Raw genomic sequence first — 13,350 nt, 5'->3', positions numbered from 1 at the left:
TTGTTGAAAATCGCATGGGGTGGAAACCGGTCATCAGAAGCCCTCGCGTAGCCATCGTCCGACCTTTCCGAAGTAGCCGTCGGTTCCTGTCCCGACCTGCCGCGTATGCCGCGGTTCGACGTGTTCCAGGTGCGCGTATTGCGGATAGACCAGAAGCCCGGTGGGCACCGCGAAGGCGGCGTTCTTGGCCTCGTTGGGGAGACGGCCGAAACCGAGCGGACGGCCGACGCGCACCGGGCGGTCGAGGATCCGGGTCGCAAGCTCGACCAGCCCCGTCAGCTGGGAGGCGCCTCCGCTAAGGACGACGCGCGCCTTGGGTTCTGCCGCAAAGGGCGAATCCTTCAGCCGGTCGCGGACCATTTCAAAAATCTCCTCTGCGCGGTGCCTGACGATGTTCGCGATGGTGGCGCGGGACACGATCTGCGGAACATCCCGCTCGTTGTCACCGGCCGTCGGAACAGACATCAACTCACGCGCGTCGGACCCGCCAGTCAGCACCGTGCCATATAACGTCTTGATTCGCTCGGCATCTGCAATGCACGCTGATAGTCCGCGCGCAAGATCCATGGTCACGTGATGCCCGCCGAGCGCAAAACCGGAGGCATGGACGAAGCGGCCGCCGGAATAGATCGCGATCGTCGTGGTGCCGGCCCCCATTTCGACCACCGCCGCGCCGAGATCGGCCTCGTCGTCGGTCAGCACCGACAACCCGGCAACATACGGGCTTGCCGCCATGGCCTCGACGTTGAGATGGCAACGCTCCACCACGAGCATCAGGTTCTTGGCCACGGTGGCGTCGGTCGTGACCACGTTCATGTCGACGCCGAACTGCCGCGCCAGCATGCCGCGGGGGTCGCGGATGCCCTTCACGCCATCGAGCGTGTAGCCGACGGGCAAGGCATGCAGCACCGCGCGCCCGTCGCCGGTGGCGTGGTGCATGCCGGTTGAGGTCACGCGGCTGACATCGGCCTGGGTCACGGCGCCGCCGCGAATGTCCGAGGTGGCCTCGATCAGATGGCCCATGACGCGGCCGCCGGCGACCGGCAGCAGCACGGACTCGACCCGCACCTTGGCCATGCGCTCGGCCAGCGCGACCGCCTGCCGCACGGCCTGCTCGCATTCGACGGGATCGACGACGGCGCCGGCCTTGACGCCGCGCGACTGGATCTGGCTGTAGCCGATCAGCTCGACCGTGTGGGTGCGGCCGCGCAGCGCGTCGCTGGGCGGCGCCGGCTTCAGCCGCGCGATCATGCAGGCGATCTTGCTGGTGCCGACATCGAGAGAGGCCACAAGCGCGGTGCGCTTCTGGCCCATCGGGCGCGTCTTCGGAGTCTGGCGATCGAAGCCGGTCATGCGTCACCGGCCTTCTTCTTGGACTTCTTGTCCTTGAACAGCTCGTCGTGCGCCTTCGCTGCGTCCTCGGACAGTTGCACCGTCAGCCGGTCCGACAGCCGCAAGTCGATGGCGACGATGTCGCGCGAGAACAGCTTGTCGTCCTGGTCGAGCTGGGTCAGGGTCGCGAGCGCATTACCGACATCGTGCTCGGGCAGGCGAATATCGAGGCCGTCCTTGGTCCGCAGGTTCCAGCGACGCTCGCCGACGAACACGGCGGCCTTGGTAACCGCGCGCACCTGCGGGTAGCGGGCGAGCAGCGCCAGGAAATCACGCGCCCGGCTTTCGGCTCCCTTGCCGACCACGAGCGGCAGGGTCAGGAAACGGCGCGAGACATATTGCTCGAGCACGGCGCCGTCATCGGCGATGACCGAGAGGCGGCCCTCCTGCTGCCAGAGCGCGAACGCCTTTCGCTCGACGACGTCGATCTGGAGCTGGTTCGGAAAGAACTTCTGCACCGTGGCGTCGGCGATCCAGGGGTTGGCCTTGAGCCTGTCGCGCACGGCGGCGGCATCGAGGAACAGCAACGAGGAGCGGCCGGTGACGCCGCCGACGGCGAGGATCTCGTCCTGGGTGAGCTGCTTGCGGCCATTGATCGCCACGGCCGTGATGCGGAAGCCGGCCGCATTGGCCAGGGCATTGCGGGTGTCGGACAGGGCCGCGCTGACGTCCTGGGCGTGGCCGCCCTTGACGATGCCGAGCCAGACGCTGCCGAACAAGAGCACCACGGTCGCCACGGTGCCGAGCCGGCGCGGCAGATAGCGCTCGACGAGCTCGACCACGCGCGGCGGCGCCTCGCGCTCGACCATCGGCGCGCGCGCGGCCTGCATCGACGCCAGATCTCTTCGGCTCGACCGCCTGCCTTGCTTCGTGCCGCCGTGCGCGAAGCGGATACGCGGAAGGCGGGCCGAGACATACTCGCGCAGCAGGATTGCCGCGCCAAGGGCAGCGGCTTTCAGGTTCGCTTGAGGCCTCTGCGATCGAGCGAGGCGTCCTGCACCATCCATTGCACGAGCTCATCAAACTGTTGCGCCCGCAGATACTCGCGGACCCACGCCTGCGCTCCCGGCCGGCCGGACGCTGGTGACGTCGCGATGCGTGACGTCACGACCCGGCAGCCGAGCACCACTGAGGCGCCAGCGTTAACCTTCGGACGTCCTGGTAAACAAAAAGTAAAATCGGTCCGGAGAGACGAATTTTTTCTCCGATTTATGAGGACCTTGCCCGGAATTCTTAAGCATTTTACGGGTTACAGGAACCACCGGGAGACGCCGGGCCGGGTTCCTGCGGGGCGTCTACCGAACGCCGGATCGACGGCTGCGCCCCTCCGCCAAGGCGATCTGCTGATTGAGGAAATCGACAAAAGCGATCCCCTGCGCCGCGAGCGCCTTGGGATACAGCGAGGCCGCGGTCAGCCCGGGCAGCGTATTGGTCTCGAGATAAACGGGACCATTGGCCGAGACGATGAAGTCGGTCCGCGAATAGCCGCCGCAGGACAGCGCGCGATGCGCCTTGATCGCCTCCGTCTGCAGCGCGGCCGTCACCTCCGGACTGAAGCGGCCGGGACAGATCTCCTTCGTCGCCGCGGCGAGGTACTTCGCGAAATAGTTGAAGGCGCCGTCGGCGGGGAGGATCTCGATCGGCGGCAGCGCGATCAGCGAGCCGTCTACCTGTTCGAGCACGCCGCAGGTGGCTTCCGTTCCGGTGACGAACGGCTCGATCAGATACTCCTCGGTCGCGGCCGCCGCTTTGACGGCAACGAGGTCCTGGCTGGCGTTGACGAAGATCAGCCCAAAACTCGATCCGTCCTTCACCGGCTTGGCGATCAGCCGGCCGTAGCGCGCCAGCGCCGCTTCGGCGTCATCGAACGCGACGCCCTCGGCCGCTGTGACCCCGCCGAGCACGGCGAAGCGCTTGGCGGCAACCTTGTCGAAGGCGAGGTGCGAGGCGGCCGAGCTCGAGCCGGTGAACGGCACGCCGCGAAGCTCGCACATCAGTTGAAGCTCGCCATTCTCCGCCCGGCCGCCGTGGAGACCGAGCACCAGAACCCGATCCTCGGCCCTGGCGCGATCGAGCGCCTCGGCGAGCGTCCCGATACTCTCACCATCGGCGGTGAACGGCTCCTCGAACGGCTTGGCATGAGCCGTGAGCGCCGGGCCGCTCGCCTGATGCACCGTGTCGTCGGCCTCCCAGAACCAGAGGTCAGCCTCGGGCAGCGCGGCATGCAGCGCTTTGGCGCTGGCGACCGAGACGAGGCGCTCCTTGTTGGAGCCGCCGAACAAAATCGTGGTGCGCATCAATGTCTTCTCGGTTGATCTCACAACCGCAGTCGCGATTGCGCTGACGTCACTTGAGCAGGCGGGGCGATCAGCTCGCCTTGACTCCGATCCGCTTGATCTCCCACTGCAACTCGATGCCCGATTTCGCCTTGACCCGCTCGCGCACGGTCTCGCCGAGAGTCTCGATGTCGTCAGCGGTGGCGTTGCCGGTGTTGATCAGGAAGTTGCAGTGCATTTCTGAAACCTGGGCGCCGCCGACCTTGAGACCGCGGCAGCCTGCGGCATCGACCAGCTTCCAGGCGGAATGTCCCGGCGGATTCTTGAAGGTCGAGCCGCCGGTCTTCTCGCGGATCGGCTGCGCCGTCTCACGATGCGCCTGCACCTCGGCCATGCGCGCCCGGATCGCCTCCGGCGCCGACGGCGTGCCGCGGAAGCGCGCTACCGTGAAGATCAGCGACGGATCGACGCCGCTCGCGCGATAGGTGAACTTCATCTCGGCATTGTCGAAGCGGTGCGTCTTGCCATGGCGGTCAATCGCGATCGCCTCGACCAGGATGTCCTTTGTCTCGCCGCCATTGGCGCCGGCATTCATCCGCAGCGCGCCGCCGATCGTGCCGGGAATACCGAACAGGAATTCCAGGCCCGCGAGATTGGCCGACGCCGCGATCTCGGCGACGCGCTTGTCGAGCGCGGCGGTGCCGGCGGTCACGATGTCGCCCTCCGCCTTGACCTCGCCGAACGCGCGCGGCGCCAGCCGGATCACGACGCCCGGCACGCCGCCGTCGCGCACGATCAGGTTGGAGCCGACGCCGATGACGTAGAGCGGCAGATCACTGGACAGGTTCTTGAGGAAGTAGGCGAGGTCGTCAGCATCCGCCGGCGTGAACAGCACCTGCGCCGGTCCGCCGACGCGAAACCAGGTGAGAGGCGCGAGACTCTCGTTGGCGAGGAGCCGCCCGCGCAGCTCCGGCATTGCGGCTTTGAGCTCGGGCGTAATGTCGGGGAAACTCACGCGGCTGCTCTCACATCGTGCGCCGACATCGTCAGGGTCGGCACGCACTCTCCGTTCCCTCCCCCCTTGTGGGGGAGGGTCAGGGAGGGGGGTGAGCCCCAGGCGCCGGCGCTCGTGGTCCCCCCCTCTCCACCTCTCCCCCACAAGGGGGGAGAGAGCAGAGTATGCCGCGTAGCTGCCAGCTCGCCCAACGACACAGCCCTCATCCCAGCGCCTTCAACTCACCGGGCAGCGCGTAGGCCCATTGCGTGATGTTGCCGGCACCGAGGCACACGACCAGGTCACCGGGCTTGGCGAGACCCTTGACGATGCCGGCGAGATCGGCGGCCTTCGGCAGCGGCACCACGTCGCGATGGCCGTGGGCGCGCAGGCCCAGAACGAAGTGATCGCGATCGATGCCCTCGATCGGCGCCTCGCCGGCCGGATAGACGTCGGCAACGACGACCGCATCGGCGTCGTTGAAGCAGGTGCAGAACTCCTCGAACAGCGATTGCAGCCGGGTGTAGCGATGCGGCTGCACCACGGCGAAGACCTTGCCATTGGTGGATTCGCGCGCCGCCTTCAGTACCGCCGCGATCTCGACCGGATGGTGACCGTAGTCATCGATCACGGTGACGCCATTCCACTCGCCGGTGCGGGTGAAGCGGCGCTTGACGCCGCCGAAGCCGGCAATCGCCTTGCGGATGGCCTCGTCGGACAGGCCGAGCTCGCGCGCGACCGCGATCGCCGCCGTTGCGTTCGAGGCATTGTGCCGGCCTGGCATCGGCAGCGCGATGGCGGCAATCTCGTGCGTCTCACCGCTCTTGCGGTCGCGGAACACGACCTTGAACGACGAGCCGCCGCCCATCGGCGCGAGGTCGACAAGGCGGACATCGGCTTGCGGGTTCACACCGTAGGTGATGATGCGGCGGTCCTCGATCTTTCCGACCAGCGTTTGCACCACCGGATGATCGATGCACATCACGGCGAAGCCGTAGAACGGCACGTTCTCGACGAAGGCGCGGAAGGCGTCCTGCACGGCCTCGAAGGTCTTGAAGTGATCGAGATGCTCGGGATCGACATTGGTGACGATCGCGACATCCGCCGGCAGCTTCAGGAAGGTGCCGTCGCTCTCGTCGGCCTCGACCACCATCCATTCGCCGGCGCCAAGCCGCGCGTTGGTGCCATAGGCATTGATGATGCCGCCATTGATGACGGTCGGATCGAGACCGCCGGCATCGAGCAGCGCCGCGACCATCGAGGTGGTCGTGGTCTTGCCATGGGTGCCGGCGATGGCGACGCAGCTCTTCAGCCGCATCAGCTCGGCCAGCATCTCGGCACGCCGGACGACGGGAATGCGCTGGGCGCGCGCCGCCATCAGCTCGGGATTGTCGCGCTTGATGGCGGTCGAGACGACGACGACGTCGGCACCCGCGATGTTCTCGGCCTTGTGCCCGACGCTGACGGTGATGCCCTTCTCGCGCAGGCGTGCGACGTTCGCATTGTCCGAGGCGTCCGAGCCCTGCACGGTATAGCCGAGATTGCACAGCACCTCGGCGATACCGCTCATGCCGATGCCGCCGATCCCGACGAAGTGGATGGGTCCGATCTCGCGCGGCAGTCTCATGGGGGCATCTCGTCTCAAGGGTTCCGGGCGCCCGGCGGGAGGGAGCGGCCGCGAATCATCAGCCCTTCTTGCAAGACATGACCGACCTGGACAAGTCCGGCCAGGCCGTAAGAATTGCCAAATTCGCAGGCGTTCGCCCGATTTTGGCCGATTTTGGCAACCCAGCCGGCGCGATCGGCCAGGAGTTCCCGCTCGATCCCACCTTCACAAATTGTTAAGCGCGATCACACGCTGCCCCCTCCCAACAGGATACCTGCAATTTTTGCGCGCTCACCGCGTCAGTTCGCGTGGCATGAGTAGCGGGCGGCCGGCGTGCCGGGCACGCATATTTCAATCTTTGATGGAGAACCCTCGCCGATGTGCTCGCTGTGTGAAACGCACCCTCCCGTATTGTCCCGGCGCCGGCTGCTTGGCGGCGGCGCAGTGCTGGCTGCCGCGGCGGTCGGCGCACTTCCGGCGTTTGCCAAGGAAGCCAAGCAGGCGAGCGACAGCGCGATGCCCCCCAACGCCATCTCTCCGGACGACGCGATGAAGCGCATCGTCGATGGCAACGCGCGCTACGTCGCCGGCAACCTCGACAACAAGGATTTCTCGGCCGGCCGGGCGGCGCGCGCCGCGGCCCAATACCCGATCGCCGCGATCGTGAGCTGCGCCGATTCCCGGGTCGCCCCCGAGCTGGTGTTCGATCAAGCGCCCGGTGAGCTGTTCGTGGTCCGGGTCGCCGGCAATTTCGTCAACGACGACGGTCTCGCCAGCCTCGAATATGGCGTCAAGTTTCTCGGCACGCCTCTCGTCCTGGTGCTCGGTCACAGCGGCTGCGGGGCCATCGATGCGACGATCAAGGTACTCAAGGACGGCACCAAGCTGCCAGGCCACCTGCCCGCACTGATCAATGCACTCAAACCCGGCGTCGAGGCTGCGATCGCGAAGAAGCCGCAGGATCTGCTGGCCGAAGCCACCGCGGAGAACGTGCGCAGCAACGTCCGGCGCCTGTCGACCGCCAAGCCGATTCTCGGCCGCATGGTCGCCGAGGGCAAGGTGAAGATCGTGGGCGGCATCTATGACATCGGCACCGGCCGGGTCACGATGATCTGACGCCTCAAGCTGGCCGCAGCACGCGATCCGCACGCACGGCTGCGGCCGCGAGCCAACACACCTGGTGGCAGAACCAGGCCTCCACGGAGGCCACGAAACCCGGCGTCAGTATCAGATGCCGGCGCCCGTCGCCGAAGCGCAGCAGACCGCGCCCCTCCATGGTCGTCAGCAGATTGCGGATATGGGAGCGCGAGACGCCGAGCGAGGTCGCAAGCTCCGCCGTCGAAATCGCGACGGCCTCGCGCCCAACGGCGGACCGGGCGACGAGCATCAGCGCCAGATGGATGCCGCTGTCATGCTCGTCGGTCCAGGCGAGATCGGGAAATCCCGTCAGGGGCCGATTGTCGCGGCACAGCCAGCTCGCACATTGCCGGATCGTCTCCGCATAGAACGCGGCGTCATCCTGCAGACGAAGGCTCAGTCCGCCGGCATGCGTCAATCGGGCGTGGCAATCCAGATGCATGGCAAGCCAGCCTCGCAGCCCCTCGAGGATGACGGGGCCGGGCACCAGGTAGCGGATACGAGCATCCTCGGGATCGCGCTCGACGGTCACCAGCGACAGACCGCGCAACACCGCGACGAACGCCGCCGTCTGCCGCGGACCCGGCAGCCGCCTCTGCAGGCGTGTCAGGGTCGGCCGCTCGACCGGCTTGCGCGCCGACATGTGCATCATCACGATGTGCGCAGCGATTTCCGTCGGAGCGCGCTGACCGAACAGCTTGATCATCAGGCGTTGACCGCGCAGCGGCGCAATCAGCTGGTCGCAAAATCCGACGAGCACAGGCACAAAGGACGGATGGCGCCGCAAGTGCATCGGATGATCGTCAAGCAGGACAGCGCCATTGTCGGAGCTCCGGTTCATCATGGGATCACCGTGCGCTTGCGCGACTAGAGCGCCGCCGTCCTGATCACGAGATCGGCCAGCCGTTCCGCGGCATCGAGCCGCCCGGCTGTGCGCGCAGCCTGGGCCATCGCGGCGAGACACGTCGGCTCGGCGGCGAGCGCCGAGATCTCGGAGGCCAGCCTGTCGGAGGTGAATTCGCTCTGCACGATCCGGATCGCGGCGCTCGCGTCCGACAGCACGCCGGCATTCGCGAACTGGTCCTGGTCGATGGCGCCCGGCAGCGGCACCAGGATCGAGGGCCGGCCGATCGCGGCGAGCTCGGCCACGGTGCCGGCGCCGGAACGCGAGATCACGAGGTGATTGGCGGCGAGCCGCGCCGGCAGGTCGGTGAAGAAGGGTTGCAGATCGGCATTGATCTTGAGCCGGTCATAGACCGCGCGCACCCGCGCCATGTCCTCCTGGCGCACCTGCTGGGTCAGCACCAGACGGCCCCACAGCGCCGGCTCCAGCCGCTCGATCGCGCCGGGCACGATGTCGCTCATGATGCGCGCGCCCTGGCTGCCGCCGACGACGAGCAACCGCAGCGGCCCGGCGGTCTCCGGCGGGACATAGGGCACGTCCGCGGCTTCGAGGATTGCAGGTCGCATCGGGGTGCCGACCGTGGTCGTCTTGCCGGCCAGCGCGGGATCGCGGTCGAGCACGCCCGGCAACGAGGTTGCAATCGCCTTCACATGCGCGGACAGGAAACGATTGGCGCGGCCGAGCACGGCATTGGCGTCGTGGATCAGGCTGGGCACGCCGGCGAGGCGCGCCGCCAGCAGCGGCGGCACGGTCGGATAGCCGCCGAAGCCGATCACGGCCGCGGGCTTGAGCCGCCGCATCAGGTTGAAGGCCGCGATGGTGCCGGTGCCGAGCAGCAGCGCGGTGCGCGCGAGCGCGACCGGCGAGCGGCTGCGCACCGTCTCGCTCGGCACCACGTCGATCATGTCCTTGGTGAACAGGCCGCTGTAGCGCAGCGCGCGCGCGTCGGTGACGAGACGGACGCGATAGCCGCGCCTGATCAGCTCGACGCCGAGCGCTTCAGCCGGAAACAGATGGCCGCCGGTGCCGCCGGCCGCGAGCAGAATGAGAGGCGCGGTTGAGGTCATGCGCGCTTGTTTACAGGCAATGTCTCGTCATTGCGAGCCAGCAGCCTAAGCGTAATTGCGCAGCGCGCCGGCTGCGTCGCCGGCCTCGAGCTCCATCCGCGGCCGCTGTCGGGTCAGCGCCAGCATCATGCCGACGCCATAGGCCAGCGACACGATCGAGGAGCCACCGTAGGAGATGAAGGGCAAGGTCATGCCCTTGGCCGGGATCAACTGCAGATTGACCGAGATGTTGATGGCCGCCTGGATACCGAACAGGATCGCGAGGCCCGAGGCCGCGAAGCGCGCAAAGCTATCCTCGGTCGCATAGGCGCGCGACAGCGTGCGGATCACGATGAACGCAAACAGCGCGACCAGCGCCAGGCACAGGATGATGCCGAACTCCTCGGCAGCGACCGCGAACACGAAATCGGTGTGGCTGTCCGGCAGGCTGCGCTTGGCGATGCCCTCGCCCGGCCCCAGCCCGAACCAGCCGCCGTTGGAGAACGCCTCCATCGCGGTGTCGACCTGGAAGGTGTCGCCGGAGGCCGGGTTCATGAAGCGCTTGATGCGGCCGGCGACGTGCGGGACCAAGAGATAGGCGCCGAACAGGCCGGTGGCGGCGGCGCCCGCGAGGCCCGCAACCCAGATCATGCGCATGCCGGCGATGAAGAACAGCGAGCCCCAGACCATCAGGATCAGCATGGTCTGGCCGAAATCCGGCTCCATCACCAGGAGCGACACCAGCATCAGCAGCAGCACCAACGCCATCGTGGTCGCCGGCATGTCGGGCCGCCGCGCGGATTCCGAGAACAGCCAGGCGGAAACGACGACGAAGGCCGGCTTCGCAGCCTCGGACGCCTGGATGTTGACGCCGATCAGCGTGATCCAGCGCCGCGAGCCCTTCACCTCCGGGCCGATCGCGAGCGTCAGCACGATCAGCACGATGGCGATCGTGAACACCACCAGCGCGCTGCGCCGGATCTGGCGCGGCGACAGGAAGGAAACGCCGATCAGCACGATGAACGACGGCAGCAGGAACAGGACGTGGCGGTTGAAGAAGTGGAACGGATCGAGCCCGATCCGAGTCGCTACCGGCGGGCTGGCCGCGAGCGACAGGATCACCCCGCACAGCATCAGCGCGAGGATGGAGCCGAGCAGCGGCTTGTCGACCGTCCACCACCAGTCGGACAGCGGATTGCGTTCTTCACGGGAGAGCATCGGGCGTCCACCTGAGCCGAGTGTCAGCCCATTGGCACCCAGGATGGTTATCGAAGGGTTAAGAAAATCGCTGGCAATGCTGCCTCAGGCCACCCGCTCCACGCCCGGTAGCGCCTGCACCAGGTCGCGGAAATGCGTGCCGCGGATTTCGAAGTTGCGGAACTGGTCGAAGGAGGCGCAGGCCGGCGACAGCAGCACCACGACATCCTTCAATCCCGAGGCCTCCGCATCGGCGGCCGCCTGGGAGACCGCGACCTCCAGCGTGCCGGACATGTCGTGCGGCACCTTGTCGCCCAGCGTGCCAGCGAACTCCGCGGCCGCCTCGCCGATCAGATAGGCCTTGCGGATGCGCGGGAAGAAACCCGCGAGGCTGGTGATGCCGCCGGCCTTCGGTTTGCCGCCGGCGATCCAGAAGATGTCGGCGAAGGACGACAATGCGTGCGCGGTCGCGTCTGCGTTGGTGCCCTTGGAGTCGTTCACGAACAGCACGTTGCCGCGACGGCCGACCTGCTCCATGCGATGCGCCAGGCCCGGGAAGCTGCGCAGCCCTTGCTGCAACACGTCCTCCTTCACACCGATCGCGAGCGCCGCGGCGGCGGCGCAGGCCGCATTCTGAGCATTGTGCTGGCCGCGCAGCGAGCCGATGCCGCCAAGCCGGGCGACCTCGCTGCGGGCCCCGCCTGCACTGCACACAATCGTCTCGTGCTCGACATACAGCCCGTCCGCCAGCGGGTTCTTCACCGAGATGCGCACGACGCGCTTGCCGGCCCGGTCGAGCCGGTCGGCGATCGCGCGCGAAAAACCGTCGTCGACGCCGACGATCGCGGAGCCCTTGGACTGGACACTCGCCACCAAGCGCTCCTTTACGGCCGCGTAGTTCTCGATCGTGCCGTGCCGGTCGATGTGATCCTCGCTGACATTAAGCAGGATGCCGACGCTCGGATCGAGCGATGGTGTCAGGTCGATCTGGTAGGACGACATCTCGATGACGTGGACGCGGCCCATGCGCGGCGGCTCGAGGGACAGGATCGCGGTGCCGATATTGCCGCCCATCTGGGTGTCGTAGCCGGCGACGCGCATCAGATGCGCGATCAACGCCGTCGTGGTCGATTTGCCGTTGGTGCCGGTGATCGCGACGAACGGCGCATCCGGCGCGTGCCGCCTGCGCTCGCGGCAGAACAGCTCGATGTCGCCGATCACCTCGACCCCGGCCTCGCGCGCCTTCAACACGCTCCAATGCGGCACGGGATGGGTCAGCGGCACGCCCGGCGCCAGCACCAGCGCGGCGAAGTTCGCCCAGGAGACGGTGCGCAAATCGGCGGTGATGAAACCCGCCTTCGCCGCTTCCGTCATCCGATCGGCGCTGTCGTCGGCCGCGATCACTTCGGCGCCGCCGGCCCGCAGGGCATGACACGAGGCCAGCCCCGAGCCGCCGAGCCCGAACACGGCGACGCTCTTTCCAGCAAATGCGGTGACGGGGATCATGTCAGCGCAGCTTCAGCGTCGAGAGACCGACCAGCGCCAGCATCACCGAGATGATCCAGAACCGGATCACGATCTGCGGCTCGGTCCAGCCGAGCTGCTCGAAATGGTGGTGGATCGGCGCCATCTTGAATATGCGCTTGCCGGTCAGCTTGAACGAGGCGACCTGCACGATCACCGACACGGCCTCCAGCACGAACAGGCCGCCGATGACAGCCAGCACGATCTCGTGCTTCACCGCGACCGCGATCGATCCGAGCATGCCGCCGAGCGCCAGCGAGCCGGTGTCGCCCATGAAGATCGACGCCGGCGGGGCGTTGAACCAGAGAAAGCCGAGGCCCGCGCCGAGCACCGCGCCGCACAGCACGGCAAGCTCACCAGTGCCCGCGACATAGTGGATCTGCAGGTAGTCCGAGAACACCGCATTGCCGGCGAGATAGGCGATCAGGCCGAAGCTGGCGGAGGCGATCATCACCGGCACGATTGCCAGGCCGTCGAGCCCGTCGGTCAGGTTCACGGCATTGCCGGCGCCGACGATGACGAACGCTCCGAAGATGACATAGAGCCAGCCGAACTTGATCACCAGATCCTTGAAGAACGGAATGGCAAGCCCGGTCGAGGACGGATCGCGCCCGAGCCGCACCAGCGCGTAACAGGCGACCAGAGCGATCGCAGCCTCGATCAGCAGCCGCAGTCTGCCGGCAAAGCCGGAATGCGACTGCTTGGTCACCTTCAGATAATCGTCATAGAAGCCGACGAAGCCGAAGCCGAGCGTCACCGCGAGCACGATCCAAACATAGGGGTTGAGCGGATTGGCCCACAGCACGGTGGAGACGACGAGGCCCGACAAGATCATCAAGCCGCCCATCGTAGGCGTGCCCTTCTTGCTGATGATGTGCGATTGCGGGCCGTCGGTGCGGATCGGCTGGCCCTTGCCCTGGCGCAGGCGAAGATGATCGATGATCCAGGGCCCGAACAGGAACACGAACAGCGCCCCGGTGACGACGGCGCCGCCCGTACGGAACGTGATGTAGCGGAACACGTTCAGCAATCCGCGAAAGACGGACAGGCTCGGAAACGTATTCGTCAGCTCGATCAACCAGTAGAACATCCAACCCGCCTATGCCGCCTCACCGAGACCGCGAACACGAATTCGGTCGCGAATCCGGTCCAGCCTCTTTTAACCATGATCGGGGCCGGGTGCGAATCATAGCCCGGCGGAATGACCCATCCGGCATGACCGCTTCGACCACCAGTGGAAAATATCCTTCTGCCGCGCCGCGATATCGCCCGAT

Annotated in this window: 13 protein-coding genes; 3 read left to right on the top strand and 10 right to left on the bottom strand. The window is 66.8% G+C overall.

The genetic code is table 11. The features are described 5' to 3' along the window. Positions 1–33: 33 nt before the first annotated feature. From ftsA to murC, 5 genes are all read right to left on the bottom strand, one after another. Entirely contained in the window at positions 34–1,353 is a 1,320-nt protein-coding gene (gene ftsA / locus QW861_RS06335; protein ID WP_315713429.1) for a cell division protein FtsA, read from the bottom strand. Beyond that, positions 1,350–2,399: a cell division protein FtsQ/DivIB gene (locus QW861_RS06330; RefSeq protein ID WP_315713430.1), complete on the bottom strand. Its 1,050-nt coding sequence runs from the start codon at positions 2,397–2,399 to the stop codon at positions 1,350–1,352. Before QW861_RS06330 ends, ftsA begins: the two co-directional genes overlap by 4 nt. A gap of 288 nt (positions 2,400–2,687) precedes the next feature. Continuing rightward, the gene (locus QW861_RS06325) at positions 2,688–3,689 is read right to left on the bottom strand and encodes a D-alanine--D-alanine ligase (RefSeq protein WP_315752434.1); all 1,002 of its coding nucleotides are present in this window, start codon (positions 3,687–3,689) and stop codon (positions 2,688–2,690) included. A gap of 70 nt (positions 3,690–3,759) precedes the next feature. Continuing rightward, positions 3,760–4,683, bottom strand: coding sequence for a UDP-N-acetylmuramate dehydrogenase (gene murB / locus QW861_RS06320; protein WP_315752433.1), 924 nt, complete (start codon positions 4,681–4,683; stop codon positions 3,760–3,762). A gap of 202 nt (positions 4,684–4,885) precedes the next feature. Further along, positions 4,886–6,289, bottom strand: a complete 1,404-nt coding sequence (murC, locus tag QW861_RS06315; protein ID WP_315752432.1) for a UDP-N-acetylmuramate--L-alanine ligase — start codon at positions 6,287–6,289, stop codon at positions 4,886–4,888. Positions 6,290–6,366: 77 nt separating this feature from the next. Between murC and QW861_RS06310 the strand changes: the two genes are divergently transcribed. Together QW861_RS06310 and QW861_RS06305 are read left to right on the top strand one after the other, a co-directional pair. Next, complete coding sequence (locus QW861_RS06310; RefSeq protein WP_316172373.1) at positions 6,367–6,507, top strand: hypothetical protein; 141 nt, start codon at positions 6,367–6,369, stop codon at positions 6,505–6,507. A 139-nt stretch (positions 6,508–6,646) separates the two neighbouring features. Then, positions 6,647–7,384, top strand: a complete 738-nt coding sequence (locus QW861_RS06305; RefSeq protein WP_315752431.1) for a carbonic anhydrase — start codon at positions 6,647–6,649, stop codon at positions 7,382–7,384. Positions 7,385–7,388: 4 nt separating this feature from the next. On the opposite strand, the gene QW861_RS06300 is transcribed toward QW861_RS06305, so the two are convergent. Beyond that, positions 7,389–8,048 (bottom strand): helix-turn-helix domain-containing protein, encoded by a 660-nt coding sequence (locus QW861_RS06300; RefSeq protein WP_315752430.1) that lies wholly within the window; start codon positions 8,046–8,048, stop codon positions 7,389–7,391. Positions 8,049–8,063: 15 nt separating this feature from the next. Between QW861_RS06300 and QW861_RS06295 the strand changes: the two genes are divergently transcribed. Next, the gene (locus QW861_RS06295; protein WP_315752429.1) at positions 8,064–8,276 is read left to right on the top strand and encodes a hypothetical protein; all 213 of its coding nucleotides are present in this window, start codon (positions 8,064–8,066) and stop codon (positions 8,274–8,276) included. On the opposite strand, the gene murG is transcribed toward QW861_RS06295, so the two are convergent. The 4 genes from murG to mraY form a co-directional block, all read right to left on the bottom strand. Next, positions 8,273–9,376 (bottom strand): undecaprenyldiphospho-muramoylpentapeptide beta-N-acetylglucosaminyltransferase, encoded by a 1,104-nt coding sequence (murG, locus tag QW861_RS06290; RefSeq protein WP_315752428.1) that lies wholly within the window; start codon positions 9,374–9,376, stop codon positions 8,273–8,275. The two genes, QW861_RS06295 and murG, sit on opposite strands and share 4 nt — an antisense overlap. 45 nt (positions 9,377–9,421) lie before the next feature. Next, on the bottom strand, positions 9,422–10,573 hold the full coding sequence (ftsW, locus tag QW861_RS06285; RefSeq protein ID WP_315752427.1) for a putative lipid II flippase FtsW: 1,152 nt from the start codon (positions 10,571–10,573) through the stop codon (positions 9,422–9,424). Positions 10,574–10,657: 84 nt separating this feature from the next. Continuing rightward, entirely contained in the window at positions 10,658–12,058 is a 1,401-nt protein-coding gene (murD, locus tag QW861_RS06280) for a UDP-N-acetylmuramoyl-L-alanine--D-glutamate ligase (RefSeq protein WP_315752426.1), read from the bottom strand. Position 12,059: 1 nt separating this feature from the next. Next, complete coding sequence (mraY, locus tag QW861_RS06275; protein WP_315713440.1) at positions 12,060–13,166, bottom strand: phospho-N-acetylmuramoyl-pentapeptide-transferase; 1,107 nt, start codon at positions 13,164–13,166, stop codon at positions 12,060–12,062. Between the last annotated feature and the right edge of the window lie 184 nt (positions 13,167–13,350).

Origin of the sequence: Bradyrhizobium sp. SZCCHNRI1029 (genome assembly GCF_032487555.1) — a bacterium.
Classification (GTDB): domain Bacteria; phylum Pseudomonadota; class Alphaproteobacteria; order Rhizobiales; family Xanthobacteraceae; genus Bradyrhizobium.
This window is presented reverse-complemented; position numbering and strand designations above follow the sequence as displayed.

Excerpts from the sequence above, each read along its gene's own strand:
- murG (WP_315752428.1), bottom strand. The coding sequence starts at position 9,376 with ATGACCTCAACCGCGCCTCTCATTCTGCTCGCGGCCGGCGGCACCGGC.
- ftsW (WP_315752427.1), bottom strand. The coding sequence starts at position 10,573 with ATGCTCTCCCGTGAAGAACGCAATCCGCTGTCCGACTGGTGGTGGACG.
- QW861_RS06330 (WP_315713430.1), bottom strand. The coding sequence starts at position 2,399 with ATGGATGGTGCAGGACGCCTCGCTCGATCGCAGAGGCCTCAAGCGAAC.
- QW861_RS06305 (WP_315752431.1), top strand. The coding sequence starts at position 6,647 with ATGTGCTCGCTGTGTGAAACGCACCCTCCCGTATTGTCCCGGCGCCGG.
- murD (WP_315752426.1), bottom strand. The coding sequence starts at position 12,058 with ATGATCCCCGTCACCGCATTTGCTGGAAAGAGCGTCGCCGTGTTCGGG.
- murC (WP_315752432.1), bottom strand. The coding sequence starts at position 6,289 with ATGAGACTGCCGCGCGAGATCGGACCCATCCACTTCGTCGGGATCGGC.
- mraY (WP_315713440.1), bottom strand. The coding sequence starts at position 13,166 with ATGTTCTACTGGTTGATCGAGCTGACGAATACGTTTCCGAGCCTGTCC.
- QW861_RS06300 (WP_315752430.1), bottom strand. The coding sequence starts at position 8,048 with ATGTCGGCGCGCAAGCCGGTCGAGCGGCCGACCCTGACACGCCTGCAG.
- ftsA (WP_315713429.1), bottom strand. The coding sequence starts at position 1,353 with ATGACCGGCTTCGATCGCCAGACTCCGAAGACGCGCCCGATGGGCCAG.
- QW861_RS06325 (WP_315752434.1), bottom strand. The coding sequence starts at position 3,689 with ATGCGCACCACGATTTTGTTCGGCGGCTCCAACAAGGAGCGCCTCGTC.
- QW861_RS06310 (WP_316172373.1), top strand. The coding sequence starts at position 6,367 with ATGACCGACCTGGACAAGTCCGGCCAGGCCGTAAGAATTGCCAAATTC.